This window comes from Lactobacillus agrestimuris (assembly GCF_943193025.1).
Lineage (GTDB): Bacteria > Bacillota > Bacilli > Lactobacillales > Lactobacillaceae > Lactobacillus > Lactobacillus agrestimuris.
In genome coordinates this window covers 1-20,690 of record NZ_CALPCQ010000024.1, presented here as the reverse complement: position 1 = coordinate 20,690, position 20,690 = coordinate 1, and the positions used below count along the sequence as shown (strand labels likewise).

General features: G+C 32.4%; 13 protein-coding genes. All 13 read left to right on the top strand.

Annotation, left to right across the window (positions count from 1 at the left end; translation table 11 throughout):
• Window positions 1–3: 3 nt before the first annotated feature.
• Window positions 4–1,452 carry a class I SAM-dependent DNA methyltransferase gene (locus NFR82_RS07460; RefSeq protein WP_251717663.1) on the top strand — a complete coding sequence of 483 codons (1,449 nt, stop codon included), beginning with the start codon at window positions 4–6 and terminating at the stop codon, window positions 1,450–1,452.
• A complete protein-coding gene (locus tag NFR82_RS07455; RefSeq protein ID WP_251717662.1) occupies window positions 1,442–2,917 on the top strand; it encodes a restriction endonuclease subunit S in 1,476 nt (491 codons plus the stop codon). Before NFR82_RS07460 ends, NFR82_RS07455 begins: the two co-directional genes overlap by 11 nt.
• A gap of 48 nt (window positions 2,918–2,965) precedes the next feature.
• Window positions 2,966–3,829, top strand: coding sequence for a hypothetical protein (locus tag NFR82_RS07450; protein ID WP_251717661.1), 864 nt, complete (start codon window positions 2,966–2,968; stop codon window positions 3,827–3,829).
• 260 nt (window positions 3,830–4,089) lie between these two features.
• A complete protein-coding gene (locus tag NFR82_RS07445) occupies window positions 4,090–4,230 on the top strand; it encodes an HIRAN domain-containing protein (RefSeq protein WP_251717660.1) in 141 nt (46 codons plus the stop codon).
• Between the two features lie 793 nt (window positions 4,231–5,023).
• On the top strand, window positions 5,024–6,217 hold the full coding sequence (gene secY2 / locus NFR82_RS07440) for an accessory Sec system protein translocase subunit SecY2 (protein WP_251717659.1): 1,194 nt from the start codon (window positions 5,024–5,026) through the stop codon (window positions 6,215–6,217).
• A 3-nt stretch (window positions 6,218–6,220) separates the two neighbouring features.
• Window positions 6,221–7,735 carry an accessory Sec system protein Asp1 gene (gene asp1 / locus NFR82_RS07435; protein ID WP_251717658.1) on the top strand — a complete coding sequence of 505 codons (1,515 nt, stop codon included), beginning with the start codon at window positions 6,221–6,223 and terminating at the stop codon, window positions 7,733–7,735.
• A gap of 5 nt (window positions 7,736–7,740) precedes the next feature.
• Window positions 7,741–9,297 carry an accessory Sec system protein Asp2 gene (gene asp2, locus NFR82_RS07430; protein ID WP_251717657.1) on the top strand — a complete coding sequence of 519 codons (1,557 nt, stop codon included), beginning with the start codon at window positions 7,741–7,743 and terminating at the stop codon, window positions 9,295–9,297.
• Complete coding sequence (gene asp3, locus NFR82_RS07425; protein ID WP_251717656.1) at window positions 9,294–10,163, top strand: accessory Sec system protein Asp3; 870 nt, start codon at window positions 9,294–9,296, stop codon at window positions 10,161–10,163. Before asp2 ends, asp3 begins: the two co-directional genes overlap by 4 nt.
• A gap of 3 nt (window positions 10,164–10,166) precedes the next feature.
• Window positions 10,167–12,530 (top strand): accessory Sec system translocase SecA2, encoded by a 2,364-nt coding sequence (gene secA2 / locus NFR82_RS07420; RefSeq protein WP_251717655.1) that lies wholly within the window; start codon window positions 10,167–10,169, stop codon window positions 12,528–12,530.
• A gap of 13 nt (window positions 12,531–12,543) precedes the next feature.
• A complete protein-coding gene (gene gtfA / locus NFR82_RS07415) occupies window positions 12,544–14,073 on the top strand; it encodes an accessory Sec system glycosyltransferase GtfA (protein ID WP_251717654.1) in 1,530 nt (509 codons plus the stop codon).
• Entirely contained in the window at window positions 14,066–15,400 is a 1,335-nt protein-coding gene (gtfB, locus tag NFR82_RS07410) for an accessory Sec system glycosylation chaperone GtfB (protein WP_251717653.1), read from the top strand. The genes gtfA and gtfB overlap by 8 nt, the downstream gene beginning before the upstream one ends.
• Window positions 15,387–15,581, top strand: a complete 195-nt coding sequence (locus tag NFR82_RS07405) for a hypothetical protein (protein WP_251717652.1) — start codon at window positions 15,387–15,389, stop codon at window positions 15,579–15,581. Before gtfB ends, NFR82_RS07405 begins: the two co-directional genes overlap by 14 nt.
• Before the next feature lie 172 nt (window positions 15,582–15,753).
• Window positions 15,754–20,690 (top strand): pectate lyase-like adhesive domain-containing protein (locus tag NFR82_RS07400; protein ID WP_338147001.1); only part of this gene is annotated, 4,937 nt, incomplete at its 3' end.

Sequence of the window (20,690 nt, the reverse complement as noted above, 5' to 3'; positions counted from 1 at the left end):
TAAGTGAATAATCAAGAAATCGTTCAAAAATTATGGAATGAATGTAATGTTTTACGTGATGATGGTGTAAGTTATCAAGATTATATTACTGAGTTGACTTACATTTTGTTCTTGAAGATGAGTAAAGAACAAGGTGAAGAAGAGGATATTCCAGAAAAGTATCGTTGGAATAATTTAGTTTCTAAAGAAGGATTAGAATTAAAGAATTTTTATCGTCAGTTGCTTCTTGATTTAGGTAATCCTGAAATTGTTAAAAGTGAACGTATCAATGCTATTTATGCTAATGCTTCAACTGCAATTGATGAACCAGCTAACTTAGAAAAAATCATCAAAGATATTGATGAACTTGATTGGTTCTCTGCAAGAAACGAGGGCTTGGGCAGTTTATACGAAGGCTTAATGGAAAAGAACGCCAGCGAAGTTAAATCTGGTGCGGGCCAATATTTCACACCTCGTGTTTTGATCAATATGATGGTTAAAATGACTGAACCTAAGATTGGCGATCGTTGTAACGACCCGGCTGCAGGTACTTTTGGATTTATGGTAGCTGCTGATGAATATCTAAAAGATAAGACTGATGAATACTTTGACTTGTCATCTGAAGAAAGAGATTTTCAAGTCCATGAAGCCTTTTCTGGTATGGAATTGGTTCAAACAACTCATAGATTAGCTATGATGAATCAATACTTGCATGGAATGGATGGTCGTCTTGATCAGGGGGACTCTTTGTCTGCAAATGGTAAGTGGATGAAGAATTTAGACATTGTTTTGACTAATCCTCCTTTTGGTACTAAAAAGGGTGGCGAACGAGCAACTCGTGATGACTTAACTTATGAAACCAGTAATAAACAGCTTAACTTCTTGGAAGTTATTTATAATTCTTTGAAAAAAGATGGTAAGGCAAGAGCTGCTGTTGTTGTTCCTGATAATGTTTTATTTGCTGATGGTGTTGGCGAAGAAATAAGAAAAGACTTGATGAATAAGTGTAATTTGCATACTATCTTACGATTACCAACAGGTATTTTCTACGCTCAAGGTGTTCAAACAAATGTCTTATTCTTTACACGTGGGACTGAAGATAAAGATAATACGAAGAATGTATGGATTTATGACATGCGTCATCAAATGCGTTCATTTGGTAAGCGTAATCCGTTGAATGATAAAGACTTTGAAGAATTTGAAAAATTATATTGTGTTGATGATCGTTCAAAGAGAAAGCAAACTTGGGATGAAGAAAAGAATCCTAATGGTCGTTGGCGTGAGTTCTCAATTGATGAGATTAAGAAACGTCCTAACACTAGCTTAGATATTTCATGGATGTCTGATGAAGAAAAACATGAAGATAAATCTTTGAAAGAAATTTTAAGCGATATGAATGAGAAGTCTAAGGCAATTAGTGAAGCTATTGCGGAACTTAACAAGGCATTAGAAGGAATTGACGATGAAGACTAATAGTTTAGATTTTGATGCTCAGGCTTTAAGAGAGAAAATTTTAGATTTGGCAATGCGTGGTAAGTTGGTTGAGCAGAATCCTGATGATGAACCGGCTAGTGTGTTGCTTGAAAAAATTAAGGCTGAAAAAGAGCAATTAATTAAAGAAAAGAAGATTAAGAAGAGCAAAGCTTTGCCTCCAATTTCTGATGATGAAAAGCCCTTTGACATTCCTGATAGTTGGGAATGGGTTAGATTGGGGGAAATAGGAGATTACATTCAAAGAGGTAGATCTCCAAGATATGATAAAATTAACAAAATTCATCCTATAATTTCGCAGAAATGTATTCAATGGAATAGTATTTCTTTAAAAGAAGCGAAATATATTACTCAAGAATTTTATGATAAATTAGAAAATCATCGTTTTGTTAAAAAAGATGATATTTTATGGAATTCAACGGGAACCGGAACAGTTGGAAGAATTAATATAATTAAAGAAAATTTTGATAATATTCCAGTTGATTCGCATGTAACATTGATTAGAACAAATAGTAATATTGTTTCAAATTATATTTATTATTTTTTAATGTCACCAACAATACAGTGGAATTTAAACGACTATTTGACAGGTACGACTAAGCAAAAAGAATTGGGATTAAATTCAATATTGAAAGTTGTGATTCCAATTCCACCATTAGAAGAGCAAAGTCGAATCGCTGCTAAAATAGCGCAGCTATTCGCTTTGCTTCGCAAAGTCGAATCTTCTATTCAACAATACACAAAACTTCAGACTTTGCTGAAGTCGAAAGTGTTGGATTTGGCGATGCGTGGTAAGTTGGTTCAACAAGATCCTAATGATGAATCAGCTAGTGTGCTACTTGAAAAAATTAAGGCTGAAAAGGCAGAATTAGTTAAGGAAAAGAAAATTAAGAGAAGCAAGCCGCTGCCACCAATTACTGATGATGAAAAGCCATTTGACATTCCCGATAGTTGGGAATGGGTTAGATTGGGGGAAATAGGTATTTGGGGAGCAGGAGCCACTCCTTCCCGACGACACAAGGAATATTATGAAAATGGAAATATTCCATGGTTAAAGACTGGTGATTTAAATGATAATATTGTTTATGATACAACTGAGAAAATAACAAAAGAAGCAGTAAAAAATTCATCTGTTAAATTTAATAAAGTTGGCAATGTTTTAATTGCTATGTATGGGGCTACAATTGGAAAGCTAGCTATTGTTGGTAAAAAGATGACTACAAATCAAGCTTGTTGTGGTTGCCAACCCTTTAATGGAATATATAATTGGTATTTATTTTTCTATTTATTATTTTCAAGAAAAGAATTGATAGAATTAGGTACTGGAGGTGCTCAACCTAATATTTCAAAACAAAAGATTGAAAATTTTTATTTTCCTGTTCCTCCGTTAAGAGAGCAAAAGAGAATTATAAAAAGAATAGAAATAATTTTTAGTATGTTGAAATAATATAATCCTATATCAATCCAATAAAATAATTTTTTGGGGGGATAAGATATGAAGAAAAATACTGAACCTAGAAATATAGATTTTAATTTAAATGAATTAGACATAATTTATAATGAGCTTTCATATGAATTGAGTCCAAAAACTGTAGTTCATACTTTAAATTTATATTGCAAAACCTATAATATAATTCAACCTATTTTTAATTTTGATGTATATATACCTCAGAGATGGGACAAAAATGATGTTAAAAAAGTATTTAGTCAAATGAAACCAATTTATTTTTTGGGATATTTATATGAAATGTTAAGGTTAGGATATATAAATGAATATGTAGATAGTTGGGAAGACTATTCAAAGCATCGAACAAATATATCTATATTTGTAGAAGAATATTTTACTAAGGTGGATTTAGAATATATAAAAAAACATAAAGAAGAATTATCTGAACATAAAAGTAGTTCTCAAAATATATTTTCCGAGTTAATAAAAAAGTATGAACCAGTACGAGAACAATGGAATAAAGGGGTATCCCAATATCAGAATCAGAATTACAGAGAAGCATTAGATGATATTAGATTAGCTTTAGAACAACTTTTAAGAATATTGCTTACTAGTGATAGGAGTTTAGAAAATCAATTAAGAGGGAAAGATGGTTCAACATCAACGATTTTAGGAAAATATCTAGGCGCGCATAAATTTAATGGTTTTACAATCAATTATGCAATTTCAATTTTAAAATCATATGCTGTATACCAAAATAATGTTATTAAACATAAAAAGGTTGATCTTTTGCCTCTTACTAAACCTGAAATTAGTTTAGCTCTTAACCAAGCTTTTCTTTTAATGTCGTTTTTAGTACAAGTAAATGATGGGGTTGAGATTGAAAAATTAGGATTAACTTTACCATTTTAAAATACCAAAAGGAGCCCTCACACCATGGAAATCAATAACAACGAAACAGTATTCATCTCGCCTGATGGATTTTTTGAAGATGTGCTTGACCGCATAGACAAGATGCAGATGTAGATTGATGAACTAAAGAAGCAGTATTACAATAAATTCCAAAAATTCGCGTGATGCTTTCTTATACGGTTGTAAATTGACTGGTAGTCAATATTTAGATTTGGAAGAACAATCTTATTCTAAGGTTACAAGAAAATGATCCACTAATTTTGATAAGAGAACCAGATAATCAATATGATGAACATGCAATTAGTGTACATACCACTGGTGGGCTAAAGTTGGGTTACTTGCCAAGAAAGACAAACTTAATTTTAAGTCGCCTAATGGATGAAGACATGCATGTAGGTTAGATAGTACTAAAGCGAAACATTCAAAATAAATCCAGTAAGAAATTAGGAGAAGTGTTTATGACAACCATTGATGAAGAAAGCAAAAGGTCATAATTAAAGAATTAGCTATTATCCATAGTTTGATTTGCGACGATGATAATCAGGTAGATAACTTAGGTGAATATTTTGAAAATTTAGGTATTTAAAATAATTGAGTTAAAATATTCTAAGATTGCACAACTTAAAAAATTTGCTTTAATTAGATTGCGAACATATAATAATATAAGTACAAATGAAAAGAGAGTAATGAGTGGCGGCTCATTACTCTCAATCGTAGATTTGAATAACTGAGGGAAAGGCTAATCTTTATGATTAGCTTTTTTGATTATTCGATATGCTTTAGCAAAGTTAATTGCAGCAATCGAAAGAATCAAAATGCCGGTTGCAAAATCAACCGTAAAATTCCCTCCAGTTTATCCAAAATATTCATGACTCTTCACCTCCGTAGAATTTAATTAAATGAGGGGTGGTAGTCATTCTTGTCTACTAAATTAGCATTAATATTAGCTAGATATTAATGCTAACCTGTTAATAATTATAGCAAACTATTTTCTGGTCCATTCATTAATCAAGAAGTGTAGGAATAGAAATTTTTATTGAAAAAGAATCAGGCGATAAATTCGCTTGACTCTTTTCTTTTTGCTTGAGTTAATGATTAAATTCTTTATAAATATACATTATTATGGAACTAGCATGATATTAAATTTTTCTTTTTTATTGTATTATGGAATTATTAATATATGGGAGACTGAACGTGATACAAAATAAAAATCTCTTAAATGTAATTAAAAGATTAAGTTTTACACTGTTAATAGTGATAATTTATTTGGCCGGAACCTACATTCCATTACCATTTGCTGATGTAACTCGGCAGTATGTACAAGCAATTAATGATACCCCGCTTACTTTACTAGGGGCTTTTAGTGGTGCAAATTATGCACGACTCTCTATTTTTTCAATTGGACTTAACCCTTTAATGTTTTCAATGGTTCTAATGCAAATATTGATGATGACAAAATTTGGGGGCTTCGATGCTTTATCGCAAAATCAAGTTCAATATTTCATGCATTTTTTAACTCTGATTTTTACTATTGGACAAGCTATTTTCCTTGTATCAAATATCGATAAACACAGAGACTTATTGCAAGATGTAAAAATGGTCGCAATATTAACAGCCGGTTCTTGTTTAGTAGTTTGGCTTTGCTATCGTAATGTCAAATATGGTGTTGGAGCTAGTGCACCAGTAATTTTAACTGGAATTCTAAATAATACTATTCCAAATATTATCCGTAATGTGAAAATGATCTTTACTTTTGATCATGTTTGGTTATGGATTATTGGTTTTATAATTTTTATTTTGGCTTTAATATTTTTCTGGGTAGCCTTTAATAGGGCTTATTATCCTTTAAAATTAATTAATCCTAGTTTCTCCTCAAATAGTAAGCAAATGTTAGTGCCAATTGGACTCAATACTGCGGCCATGATGATGTATATGGTTGGTATGGCAATTTTGACTGTTCCGATTATGTTAAGTCAAAAGTTAAGTTCTCACTCAATATTTAATAACTGGAAATTTAATATAACTATTTCATTTATAATGGCAGTGGTTTTATTTTATTTCTTTATGTTTGTCTCATTTGATCCAAAAGATGAAGCGAAAGGTTTTAGAAATAATCATCTTTACATCAAAAATATTATTCCTGGTAAACCAACGAAAAAATATTTATTTAAGTTAATTATGATTATATCTATTCCCGGGGCCCTGCTAAATGCACTTCAATTAATTGTGGGACTTTACGGAAACTACTTTTTAGGACGTTATGCTGGTTTAGCTATCATTCCTATGAATATAGTAATGATAACCTTATTTATTGGCAGTATAAAGGATCAATTGGCTACTTTACTTTTCCCATATAAATACGACCGTTTAATAAAGGAAGAAAGATAGATAATGGAATATTTTGTACCTGCTTGGCATAGTCAATTAAAAGATTGGTCTGTAAGTATCCCAATGATTGAAAATTATGATGCCACGAGAACTATGGAAGTGTTAAAGGATAATAATCATCAAATCGGATTAATTGTTACAGATTATCAACCCCAACTTCTTAGTAAATTAAATCGTTTATCATTTACACCAGAAAAGATTTTTTCCATCTATGATTATTTACAAGGAATTAAAACTTTTGCAGGGAAGATAGTAGAACTGACTGATTTTAATTGGCCCAAAAATGCAATTTTTGATTTTGGACCATTTCGTACATTAGTAGTGGTTGATGATAAATTATTTGCGACTGTCTTTTATGACATAGATGGCCATATTCTCAAAGTGGAATATAAAGGCACTTCAGAGGCAGAAAATTATACATTATTAATGGATAGTCGTGGTTTTATTTCTTCAAAAATCACCCAAAAAGAAGTGATTTATTATAATCCATATGAAGAATGGCGTTTTAAACAAAAAAGAAATGATGGTCGAATTTTAATTAACCCAAATTTTAAATTTTGTGAGAAAGTTACTTATAGTAATATAAATGAACTAATTTCTGAGGTGTTAACAAATTATTTAATAACCACTTTTAATTCTGTTAGAGATCATTTGATAGTTACCCTAGATGATAAAGCCACAGTATCTACCGGAATATTTGCAGATAAAAATCCTATTTATATTCTAAATAAGAGTATTCCATATCAGACTACTCTCGCAGAGATACCACAAGGTAATTTAGTTGTTAATGATCAATTTGAAGCCGATGAAATAAACCAAAAATATGGAAATAAGTTTAATATTACTATTATTCCAACTCATAATGCTGAATTTAAATTAGGTCATAGTGCGCGCCAGACTAGGCAAGAGATTACATTTTTTGCGGAAAACATTGACGGTCAAGAAGCAAAAAAATTTATTCTTAACATATGTAATTACGTTGCGGCAAGTCAAAAAGATAGAAGCCTGAAAATTTTCACTTATGATATTAATCAATTTAATCGTATTAATACTGTAGTTGAAGAAATCAAACAAGAAAATAGAGAGAATTTTACTATTGGAGATGAAGCAAAGCAAGCTGAAAATGCATCCCTAGAAGAAAAAGAAGATAGTAAAAAAATCCCTAATATTAAAGTTGATCATCAACGATTAACTAGTATTTCACAATTATTAAATTTGTTAGATACTACTAGAGTCCTGATTAATTATGGTAAAGTCGACGAATTGATCCAAATGGCTGCAATTAGTATCGGCATTCCACAGTTACAGAATTTTTTATCATCAACAGTTGTAAATGGGAAAAATGGTTTTATTTATAAAGATATAGATGAATTGATTAATTATATTGATTATTACCTAAATGATTTAAATGCTTGGAATAATGCATTAGTTTACAATGTGCAACTGATGAACCAGTATTCAGAAACAAATATTATGAAAAAGTGGAAAGCACTTTTAAACAATAGTCAGGAAGATTAGAAATAATGAGAGTGTTGCAATTAGGAGAGCAAAATTGGAAAGAACTTTATCAAATAGAAAATGATTTAGAGTGGCATTTTAATGATTTTGCTGAATTCTATCAAAAAGAAATTAATTCTGATAATGAAAAAGGGAACAATAAGGCAAGGCAGAAAAATTTTGATGTAGTTATAATTACAGGCAAAAATAATATGTCTTCACAAGATTGGGAAAAATTGCATTCTTTAGTGTTATCACATCATGTTTTATATATGCCGGATGTGATAGAAAATATTGATGAATCGACTAACTATTTTCTTAAATCTTTATCGGCTCAACCAATTAGTGAAGAACCACAAGAATTAATTAATAAATTACTTGGACGTTATTTTGGCGGTCAATCCGGATTAAGAATTTTTCCAACTGAGTTAATGTTAAATTCTCAAGTTATAACAGACTTTGAATATGTGGATGCTGGACATTTAAAGTTAAATCTTGATACAAATAATGAATGGATAAGTATCGGCACCTATAAATCCAATTTGTATATTGACCCTAATAAATTAATTAACTTTTGGCTTTCAATGAAAAATAATAATTTTGAGGTGAGATTACGAATATTTACTCAAGATTGGGGAACTAGTGAGAGTGTTAAAGATCAGAGACTTCTTAATCTTGATACTTATGATCAGGATGACTATTATTCACAATTAAAAATAGCAAAAAAAGCCCGAATAAGTAGTATTAATATAGAAGTTAAGGGAAGCGGAGATTTAACAATTGGCATTTTTCATTCACGTTGGGGCAGAGATGGAATTGGGATTTTGATGCCTGGTGGAGAAAGAATTATCGATCCCGTTAATCGTGATGATATTGCTTATCTTTTCAATCGCGGTGACATGAAACCACCATTAAATGTGTATTTCTCTGGTGCTCGTGAAAAAGAAGGATTTGAAGGCTTTTATTTATTTAATAATCTTCAAGCTCCATCTTTATTATTTACCGATATGAGATTAAGTGTTGGTGCTTTTTATGATGATAAGAGTGGCTATATAGGAAAAGAAATTAAGCGTGTAATCAATGAAAAATTAGCCGAGTTAGGATTTGATTCGTCTCAACTAGTGATGAATGGAATTTCAATGGGAACCTATCCAGCTCTTAAATATGGAGCACAATTGCAAGCATATGCTATCAATGTGGCTAAGCCATTAACAAATTTAGGTTATATATCTACACGGATGGCCTTAGAGCGTCCTGATGAGTTTGAAACAATCTGTGATATTGATAATAATTTAGTGGATTCTCTTAATAAAAAAGAGTTACAAAAATTAGATGAAAAATTTTGGCAGGAGTTTAACCGGCAAGATCTTTCAAAGACTAGATTATTTGTAGGATACATGAAAAATGATGATTATGATGATCACGCCATTCAGGATTTAAGTGAATCGCCCGTAGTTAAAAAATCTCTACAATTTTCAACTCAGGGATTTACTGGTCGACACAATGATGACCCGATGGTAAACAACTGGTTTATTGCTAGGTTAAATGAAATTTTAAAGGATTTTGGACGAGAAAAATCATGATGCAAATAATTAATCAAATATATTGGGATCAAATAAATGCCGGATATATGGCAGGTACTTCTTTAAAAAAGACTGCTAATGAAATAGTAAAATTTAAAAATGAACTAATGCCTCCTGGAAAAACAATCATGAAATGGTCTTCTAGTTTAAATTATCAAGCACATAAAGAAGTACCACGGCTTCCTATTTTATTAAGTAATAAAACTTATAAATTAGTGATAGATTTGGATGTAAAGCCTGTTGATACGGCTATTTTTTGCTTGAAATTTTTTGATTTGCAGACAAATGAAATTAAGAAAATAATTTTTACCGAAAAAGAAATGACGTTTATTTATCCGTCTAATGCAGTTTCTTATACTTTAGAGATAATTAACAGTGGATGTAAAGAAATATATTTTAAACGAATTCAATTAGGGGAAGTATCACTACCAGATGAGGCATTTACTGATTTTTATCCAGTAGAAATACATCAGTGTGGTAATAAAAAAATGTTGGCCGTGTTATTGATAGCAGATTCAAAAAGAGCACGCGAAATTAATAATTACGTCTTGCCCGATCACTTAGGATTTAATTTAATCATCGGATATTTAAGTTGGCAAAAGAGTACATTACAAATAAAAGAATTAACAAAATTATTGAATCACTATGCCAGTGAAAAGGTTGTTTTATTGAGTACAAGTAAAAATACTGATACATTTTTACAGAAAATCGGGTCTAACCTTAATTCTTCAACTGAAGTAGTTTTAGCAAAACAATTAGTTGAAAATGAATCTAGCAGTATGGAAAATCATTGGCTTAAGGAATCAATTAATTCCACTAATATTCAAGATGCAATTAGCAAAGTAATTGAGTACTTTAAGGAGTAATTTATGGCTTCGGATTCACTAAGATTAAGAAAACCAAGGAAATTACTAAGAAAAATAAATAAATTAGCACCCCAAATGCGAAAATTGAGTGATAAAGAGCTCAAAAATAAAACTGAATTTTTAAAAAAACAATTAGCTCAGGGAAAAACACTTGATGATATTTTACCTGAAGCTTTTGCAGTTGTACGAGAAGCAGACTATCGCATTTTAGGTTTGTTTCCTTATGATGTGCAAGTATTAGGGGGAATCATTCTTCATCAAGGATCAATTGCAGAAATGAAAACTGGTGAGGGAAAAACCTTGGCAGCCACCATGCCACTGTATTTAAATGCTTTAACTGGCAAAGGCGCAATGTTAGTAACCCCAAATGACTATTTAGCTGCTCGAGACGAAAAGGAACTTGCACCAGTTTACGAATGGCTGGGTTTAAGTGTAAGTTTAGGTTTTAAAAAAGAAAAAGACACGCAACCTATCGATCCTAGTACTAAAAGAAGTTGGTATGAAGCTGATATTGTCTATACGACAGCAGCTTCATTAGCTTTTGATTATTTATTTAATAATTTAGCTTCGACAAAAGAAAAACAATATTTACGTCCCTTTAATTATGTGATTATTGACGAAGTAGATGAAGTATTATTAGATGAAGCACAAACACCATATGTTGTTTCTTCTAGCCCCACAGTTCAATCTAATATTTATGGATTAGCCGATAAATTTGTGAGTTTACTTAATAAAAAGCAAGATTATGTTTTTCATTCAGATGAAAAAGTTTATTGGTTAACAGCAGAGGGGATTAAAAAAGCCCAAACCTTTTTTGGGATAGATAATCTATTTGCTACAAAAAATCGTAATATTTATCGTCATATAATTTTGGCCTTGGGTGCTCATCTAACGATGAATAAAGGACATGATTATCTGGTAGTAAAGGGAAAAGTGGTGCTTTTAGATGAAGAAACAGGACGATTAAAACCTGGTGTTCAGGTAAGTACAGGAATTCATCAGGCATTAGAAGCTAAAGAACATGTTGAACTTACTACCATACAAAAAACCGCTGCTTCGATAACTTTCCCATCTTTGTTTGGACTATTTAATAAAGTTAGTGGGATGAGTGGGACGGTAAAGGTTAGTGAAGAAGAATTCTTGGATATTTATAACTTACGAGTTGTACGTATTCCAACTCGTTTGCCAGTAATTAGAAAAGACTATCGTCCATTAGTTTTCCTAACAACAAAAGATAAGTTAATTGAAGCTATTAACGCAGTTGACGAATATCATGAACAGGGGCGGCCAGTTTTGTTAGTCGCAGGTTCTGTGGAAAATTCAGAAATTATTTCAGAATTATTATTAAACGTTGGAATTGCTCATAACGTTCTTAATGCATATAACACAAATTATGAAGCTCAAATTATTAAAAACGCTGGACAAAAAGGAGCAGTAACAATTGCCACCAACATGGCAGGACGTGGTACCGACATTAAGGTTGATGAAGAAGTTAAAAAACTTGGTGGATTAGCAGTTATTGGAACTGAGCTTTTACCTAAAAGAGTGGAACTTCAATTGTCAGGTCGTGCGGGACGTCAGGGTGACCCTGGATCAAGTGAGTTCTATATTTCTTTAGAAGATTCATTTGTTTCTACTCATAGTTCAGAGCGCCAGAAAAGAACTTATCGTAAACTAATAGCTAAAAAGAAGAAAAATAAACAAGTGAGTTTACTCAAAAATCCCTTAATTTCTCTTAGTTTGTCCCAATTACGTCGACGCGTTGAAGTACAGAGTGAATTAATACGTTCGCAAACCAATAAAGATGAACGAATCTTAGCTGTTCAACGTAAGAATTATTATGAGCTGCGAAATCATATTATTAAAAGCAATAATCTTAAAAATGAAATCGAAACTATTATTGATCAGGCTTTAGAACTTTATTTAGATAAGAAAAATTTGACCGACTTATCAGAATTAAAATATTTTATTAATCAACATATTACTTATGATAAGGTAGAAATACCTGATAATCTTAAAAATCGAACAGAGATTAAGCAGTTTTTAAAAAATCTTATTGAACAAAATTTAACGCAAAAGAAAAAGACACTGATTAATGAAGAACAACTTAATAAGTTTTATCATCAAGTTATGATTTCAGCAATGGATAATTGTTGGATTGATCAAGTAGATCTAATTGATAAATTAAAAATTGAGGCACGAGGTTGGAATAAAACAACTCGTCCTGCAGAGTTATTACAAAATGAGGCTGCTTTTTCGTCTTATTTAAAATTTTTAGATAAAATGAAAGTAGCGATTTTTAATAATTTATTATTGAGTCAAATTACGATTAATGAAAAGGGCCAATTGGTAGTAATATTTAATTGATTTGAGGGAAGTTATGACTGTATATAATGTTAACTTAGGAATAGGATGGGCAAGTTCAGGGGTAGAATTTGCTCAGAAATATCGTAATCAAAGTTTAAGGGATGCAAAAATAGATGCTAAATTTATTTTTTCAGATTTAATTTTAGAGAATAATATTGCTGATCTAACACGCAATATGAAATTTAAAGATGAAGAAATAATTTGGCTTTATAATTTTTTTACTGACATAAAAATTGCTCCCTCCACATATTTACTTAGTCAATTAGAAAGGGATCTTGATTTAAAAAAACGTTCAAAAAAAATAAATAATCTTGGGAAAGAAATTGTTTATCAATTAGATGATACTTTTAATGTAATTGTCCGCCTAAATGATAAAGAAAAAGGGCCAATTGACCAAGTAGGATATCGTCGTGGAGCTGTGTTAGTGAGGAGAGATTTTTATTCTTATACCAAATATTGCAGTGAGTACTATTTAGGTACAGATAAAAATAATCATGTGGTCTTTCGAGAGTTCTTTAACGAAAATGGTTCTCTTGCCTATACTCAATATTTAAATAGTGGACAAGAAATTTTTGAATTTGCAGATGGTAAAATCCTCTATTCAAAAGATGAGTTATATCTAGCTATGTTAAAACAATTAAATTTTACTAAGCAAGATGTAATTATTTTAGATCGTGAAGACGAAGATGAAAATCTAATAAATGGTCAATTAATATTTGAAAATCATGGTCCAGCAAAATTAATAGTAGTTGTTCATGCTGAACATTTTGATAAGCATTACACGAATGAGCATCATATTTTATGGAATAACTTCTATGAATATCAATTTTCTCATGCATCTGAAGTAGACAGTTTTGTTGTAGCTACTAACAATCAAAAAGAAATTCTAGCTAAGCAATTTAAGAAATACTATCATATCCAACCCAGAATCGACTGTATTCCTGTTGGAAATTTACCTAAATTAATATATCCAACCGATAAGAGAAAGCCTTTTTCCTTAATTACTGCTTCACGTTTAGCCAAAGAAAAACATATTGATTGGCTAATTAAAGCTGTTGTGGCAGCAAAAAATCAAATTCCAGAATTAAGTCTGGATATTTATGGAAAAGGTTCTGAGGTAGCAATGCTCCAAAATTTGATTAATGCCAATAACGCTCAAGATTACATTCATTTGATGGGACAATACGATTTAACCAATATCTATAGTAAATATTCAGCTTACATTGCTGGATCAACTAGTGAAGGTTTTGGTTTATCCTTACTTGAAGCTATTGGTTCAGGACTGGCAATGATTGGTTTTGATGTGCCATATGGTAATCCAACTTTTATAGAAAATAATGAAAATGGTTATTTGATTCCGTATGATGAGAATTGGAATGAATTTAAAAAAGAAGAACTGTTAACTAAAGCGATAATAAAATTATTTAAAGAAAGTGATTTAGAATCGTTTAGTAAAAAATCATATCAAATCGCTAAACCATATTTAACTAAAAATATCACTAAGAAATGGGAACAAGTGTTGGGAGAGTTAGTACATGATTAATCTATTCGAAACAATGAATATGGCATCGATCGATTTATTGCGATCACAACTTTTTGCTAATTATAAAATTCCTACAGTTGTAATTGAAGATGATGGTTTTTTACCAGAAGGAGTGGATTCTCCAATTAAGTTTTATGGTCAATTTTCTGATGAAAATAATCCTCTTTATTTTGATCAAGTTAAGATCCCTAAATTTTATCGAATTTTAGCTACTGCAAGTAAAGGGGAAATTTATGACTTACATCAAAAAAAGGGAGAAATAATTTTTATTGCTACAGATAACAATCGATTAGTTAAAGAAGTTCGCTGGCTTGGTAATAACGGAACAGTAAGTTGGATAGATCACTATAATCGCCAAGGGAAAAAATTTGCCAAAACTTTTTATGAAAATGGTAAAGCAGCCATTCGAAAATATTTTAATGTAGAGGGACATGAAATAATTACTCGTTATATGCAAACTGGAGATATTTTCCTACATCAAAATAATGAAACTTTGCATTTTACAAATGTAGCAAATTTTATACGTTATTACTTGAAGAAACGAAAGTACAATTTAGATCATATTTTTTATAATACCTTGAATCAATCACTTTTAACCACTTTGACTCTTGATGAAAAAGGTACTGATACTTTATTTTGGAACGAAAGAACAGGAGAATCTTTACCAGATAATCTTGAATATTTGAATAATAATCGAACACGAACAAAACATGTCATCTTTCAAAATTATTTGGATTGGCAAAATTGGAAAGATAAATTACCAGAAAGTAAATATGTTGATTTTCAATTTTTAGGCACGATTTATCCTCATCCGCGTGGTAATAAGATGCGACCTGAAGCCGTAATTATGACTAATTCGGATCAAATTGAGCACTTGGAAGAGATTGTAACAGCCTTACCTAATATTCATTTTCATATTGCGGCAATTACTGAAATGTCTTCTAAATTATTAGCATTTGATAAATTTAATAATGTTCATTTATATCCGAGTGTAGTTCCGAAGAAGGTTAAAGAATTATATGAAAAATGTGATATCTATCTAGATATTAACCATGGTAATGAAATTCTTGATTCAGTAAGAGGCGCCTTTGAACAAAATATGTTGATTGTAGGTTTTAGTAATACCTTGCACAATCGCAACTTTATTGGCTCTCAAAATATATTTAAATCAACTCAAGTTGATCATCTTATCACTAGAATAAGTAAAGCATTGGAAAATACAGATGTTATGCGCGAATTAGTAGATGAACAACGTTTGCAGGCAGGGGATGAGTCGATTGAAAAGTATCGTAAAGTTATTGGAGCACTAAAAAATGAAGGAAGATAAATCTCATTCTGAAAAAACTTTAGTTGAGCAGCACGCTATGAAGCGGCTTTCGCAAGTAGAAAAACATCAGCAAAAGGCCTATGAAAAAAGATCTCGTTCTTTCCCATGGAAAGAAATTATTATGGGGATATTTTTTTTAATTATTTTAATAATATTTGTGGCTCAAAATTTAATTCATTAAGTATGAATTTAATAATTAGTTTATTTAATTTGAAAACTCTATTTTTATTGCAAAGTAAGGTACTTGTAGAGTTAATTTGGTTGTACTAAAAAAGAAATCAAGTATATAATATAATGTTAAGATCAATGAATATCTTAATATTTGATTAATGACAACAGAGGAAGTAGAAGATATGGGCAAAAAGAGAAAAAACAGAAAGAGTAATAGAAAAAATAAAAATTTATATGTTGACCCTTATGAATTAAAGGGAGAAGAGAATACTTCATATTTAAAAGAGCTGGCAGGACTAACAGCATTATTAGGTGCTGGAACAGTTGGAGCCGCTTTGATGCCGACAGGCAAGGTAAAAGCTGCCACTAATTCTATTGATTCGGGTTCAGAAATAGTTGGATCTGTTTCTAATTCTAAGAGCGGTAATGATTCAACTCAGACTGATATTAGTAAATCAAATCAAAATGATTTAAGCATAAGTCAATCAACTAGTGCGTCAATATCAGTAAATAAAGAACAGAGTCTTTCAAATTCTTTAAGTATATCTCAGAATATTTTGAGGTCTTTGAGTTTATCGGGGAATCAAAGTAAGTCAACTACTAAATCTTCGCAAAGTGAGAGCAAGCAAAGTAAATCTGGAAGTAAAGTTGGTTCGCAAAGTTCTCAATCCAATTCACAAATTAATAAGACAATAAGTGAAAGTGTCTCTGTTCGAAACCAACAAACTGCTTCAACCACAAACTCTCAATCTACAGTAGCTTCATCTTCCCTAAGTAATTCCTTGAGCAACCAGGATAATAGTTTAGAATTAGGAGCTATTAATTTAATTACTCTTAACGGAGTTAACTATACTGGTAAATCATCATCAGATTTAAAGACTACTACTAATTCGCTTGATCAAAATCAACTTGGCGCAAGCAAAATTACTAATAAATTAGGTGTACAGGTCTTGGCAGCCGACCCTAATTCAGTTGATGTAAGTACAACTGAAGATTTCTATAATCAAATTCAAAATAGCAAAAGTACTGCTACTACTATCAATTTAACTGGAGATATTGATTTAGGAAATTATAAAACGGGATTTTTGGGTATAAGTGATAATATCAAAATAGGTAATCCACGTAATATCACTATTAATGGTAACGGACATACGATTAACTTTGGTACTAGATACATTAATACTAATTGGGAAAAGACTAGTCCGCAACTTGTGATAACTTTCAAAGATGCTAATCTTTATACAGCTTCTCAATATGGCTCAGTATGGTTAGATGGACCAACAATAGGTAACTCTAGTGCTCGTTTAGTATATGATGATGTTAATGCAATTGGGGGAACAACTGTAAGTGGTAGTACTACAACTACTGGGTCATCTGATGGTCTTAGAGATTTTGAGATTAAAGGTACTACAACAATTACTGGGGTAGATTCTTATAATTATGATGGTAAGAATTATAGTACGAATTGGCAAAGTTATGATACCAATGATAAACCTCTAATTGCCACTCCTTATAATACAATCATTGACAGTAATGCTAATGTGACATTAGATGGTGGGAATGTTGCTAATAATATTATTGTTTCTAGAGGTAATATTGCCGCCCATACAGTAACAATTGGTGATAATGCTACTGTAGTAATGAAAAATGCAATCCATGGGGATATTACTTTCCCAGATTGGAATACAGTCACCCCTACGCCAGGTAATACTATTTCAATCGGAAAAAATGCGAATGTTACTTTAGAAACTCAAGGCACCAATATTACTCTAAATGGTGATCACAATGCCTCCAAGACAACGGAAGGTCGGAATGGTGTAAGTAACTTAGTTACATTTGGTGAAGGTTCTACTGTAACGATGACAGGAAAAACCAATTTTGACGTTGGATCTAATACAAATGTTACTTCAGTTCAGATAAATAATCCTAATAGAATAACTTTAAATAATGATGGTGGCCAGGCTTATACAGCACCTAAAGGTAGTAAAGCTCAATATCAATTTGACCTTCAAAATACAAATGTAGAGACAACCAAGAAATATAGTGATGGTTCAACTGTTACCCAAGACTCCCCTTATGTAACAAATTACACAGTAGACATTACTCCAGGTACAGGAACGATATCAACGGGTTCTGGAACAAATGCAAAGTATCAACCTGATAACACAGTAGATATGAGCAACATCAACACCAACATTGTAAACGGCTCGACAATTAGTGTTGTTTACCACAGTTCCATTCCGTTTGAAACAAGCAGTTCAACATCGTTAAGTGAGAGCCTAAAGAACTCGGAAAGCTCATCGACTTCATCAAGTGAAAGCTTACAGAACTCCGAAAGTTCATCGACTTCATTAAGTGATAGTTTACAAAATTCCGAAAGTAGCTCAACCTCATTAAGTGATAGCCTCCAGAATTCTGAAAGTAGCTCAACTTCATTAAGTGAAAGTCTACAGAAATCCGAAAGTAGCTCAACTTCATTAAGTGAGAGTTTACAAAACTCTGAAAGTTCATCAACTAGCCTGAGTGAAAGCTTGCAAAACTCTGAAAGTAGCTCAGCTTCATTGAGTGAGAGTTTAAAGAACTCCGAAAGCTCATCGACTTCATTAAGTGAGAGCTTGCAGAACTCCGAAAGCTCATCGACTTCATTAAGTGAGAGCCTACAAAACTCCGAAAGTTCATCAACTTCATTGAGTGAGAGTCTCCAAAATTCTGAAAGTAGCTCAGCTAGCTTAAGCGAAAGCTTGCAAAACTCCGAAAGCTCTTCAACTTCATTAAGTGAAAGTCTAAAGAACTCCGAAAGTAGCTCAGCTTCATTGAGTGAAAGCTTGCAAAACTCGGAAAGTTCATCGACTTCATTAAGTGATAGTCTAAAGAACTCGGAAAGCTCATCAGCTTCATTAAGTGATAGCTTAAAGAACTCTGAAAGTAGTTCAGCTTCATTAAGTGATAGCTTAATGAATTCAGAAAGCTCATCAACCTCATTGAGCGAAAGTCTAAAGAACTCAGAAAGTTCCTCAGCTTCATTAAGTGAGAGTTTACAAAACTCTGAGAGTTCCTCAACTAGCTTGAGTGAAAGCTTGCAGAACTCCGAAAGTTCATCAACTTCATTGAGTGAAAGCTTACAAAACTCCGAAAGTAGCTCAGCTTCATTGAGTGAAAGCTTAAAGAACTCTGAAAGTTCCTCAGCATCATTAAGTGAGAGTTTACAAAACTCCGAAAGTTCCTCAACTTCATTGAGTGAGAGTCTCCAGAATTCCGAAAGTAGCTCAACCTCACTAAGTGAAAGCTTGCAAAACTCCGAAAGTTCCTCAGCATCATTAAGTGAGAGTCTACAAAACTCAGAAAGCTCATCAACCTCATTGAGCGAAAGCTTGCAAAACTCAGAAAGCTCATCGACTTCATTAAGTGAGAGCTTGCAGAACTCCGAAAGTTCCTCAACTAGCTTGAGTGAAAGCTTGCAGAACTCAGAAAGCTCTTCAACTTCATTGAGTGAAAGCTTACAAAACTCTGAGAGTTCCTCAACTAGCTTGAGTGAAAGCTTGCAAAATTCCGAAAGCTCTTCAACTTCATTAAGTGAGAGTTTGCAAAACTCTGAAAGCAGCTCAACTTCATTAAGTGAGAGTTTAAAGAACTCCGAAAGTAGCTCAGCATCATTGAGTGAGAGTTTAAAGAACTCCGAAAGTAGCTCAGCTTCATTAAGTGAAAGTTTAAAGAACTCTGAGAGTTCCTCAACTAGCTTGAGTGAAAGTTTGCAAAATTCCGAAAGTTTATCGATTTCATTAAGTGAAAGTTTGCAAAACTCCGAAAGTAGCTCAACTTCATTAAGTGAGAGCTTGCAAAATTCCGAAAGCTCCTCAGCTTCATTAAGTGAAAGCTTGCAAAACTCTGAGAGTTCATCAACCTCATTAAGTGAAAGCTTGCAAAACTCCGAAAGTAGCTCAACTTCATTGAGTGAGAGCCTCCAGAACTCAGAAAGTTCCTCAGCTTCATTAAGTGAGAGCCTCCAAAATTCTGAAAGTAGCTCAACATCATTGAGCGAAAGTTTAAAGAACTCGGAAAGCTCATCAACTTCATTGAGTGAGAGCCTCCAAAATTCTGAAAGTAGCTCAACATCATTGAGCGAAAGCTTAAAGAACTCAGAGAGTTCCTCAACCTCATTAAGTGAAAGCTTACAAAACTCAGAAAGCTCATCAACATCATTGAGCGAAAGCTTGCAAAACTCAGAAAGCTCCTCGGCTTCATTAAGTGAAAGCTTGCAAAATTCCGAAAGCTACTCAACTTCATTGAGTGAAAGCTTGCAAAACTCAGAAAGTTCCTCAGCATCATTAAGTGAGAGCTTACAAAACTCTGAGAGTTCATCAACTTCATTGAGTGAGAGTTTGCAAAACTCCGAGAGTTCCTCAACCTCATTGAGCGAAAGCTTGCAGAATTCAGAAAGTTCCTCAGCTTCATTGAGTGAAAGCCTAAAGAACTCTGAAAGCTCATCGACTTCATTAAGTGAGAGCCTAAAGAATTCTGAAAGTATATCAGCATCATTAAGTGAGAGCTTACAAAACTCCGAAAGTTCTTCAACCTCATTGAGTGAGAGTCTAAGGAACTCTGAAAGTACATCAGCATCATTAAGTGAAAGCTTGCAAAACTCTGAAAGTTCCTCAACCTCATTGAGCGAAAGCCTTCAGAATTCCGAAAGTAGCTCAACCTCATTGAGTGAAAGCTTACAGAACTCCGAAAGTAGCTCAGCATCATTAAGTGAAAGTTTGCAAAATTCCGAAAGTTCATCGATTTCATTAAGTGAAAGTTTGAAAAACTCTGAAAGTAGCTCAACTTCATTAAGTGAAAGTTTACAAAACTCTGAGAGTTCATCAACTTCATTGAGCGAAAGCTTGCAGAACTCCGAAAGCTCATCAGCTTCATTAAGTGAAAGCCTCCAGAATTCCGAAAGCTCATCAACTTCATTGAGCGAAAGCCTCCAGAATTCGGAAAGCAGCTCAGCTTCATTAAGTGAAAGCTTGCAAAACTCCGAAAGTAGTTCAACTTCATTAAGCGAAAGCTTGCAGAACTCCGAAAGCTCATCAGCTTCATTAAGTGAAAGCCTCCAGAATTCCGAAAGCTCATCAAC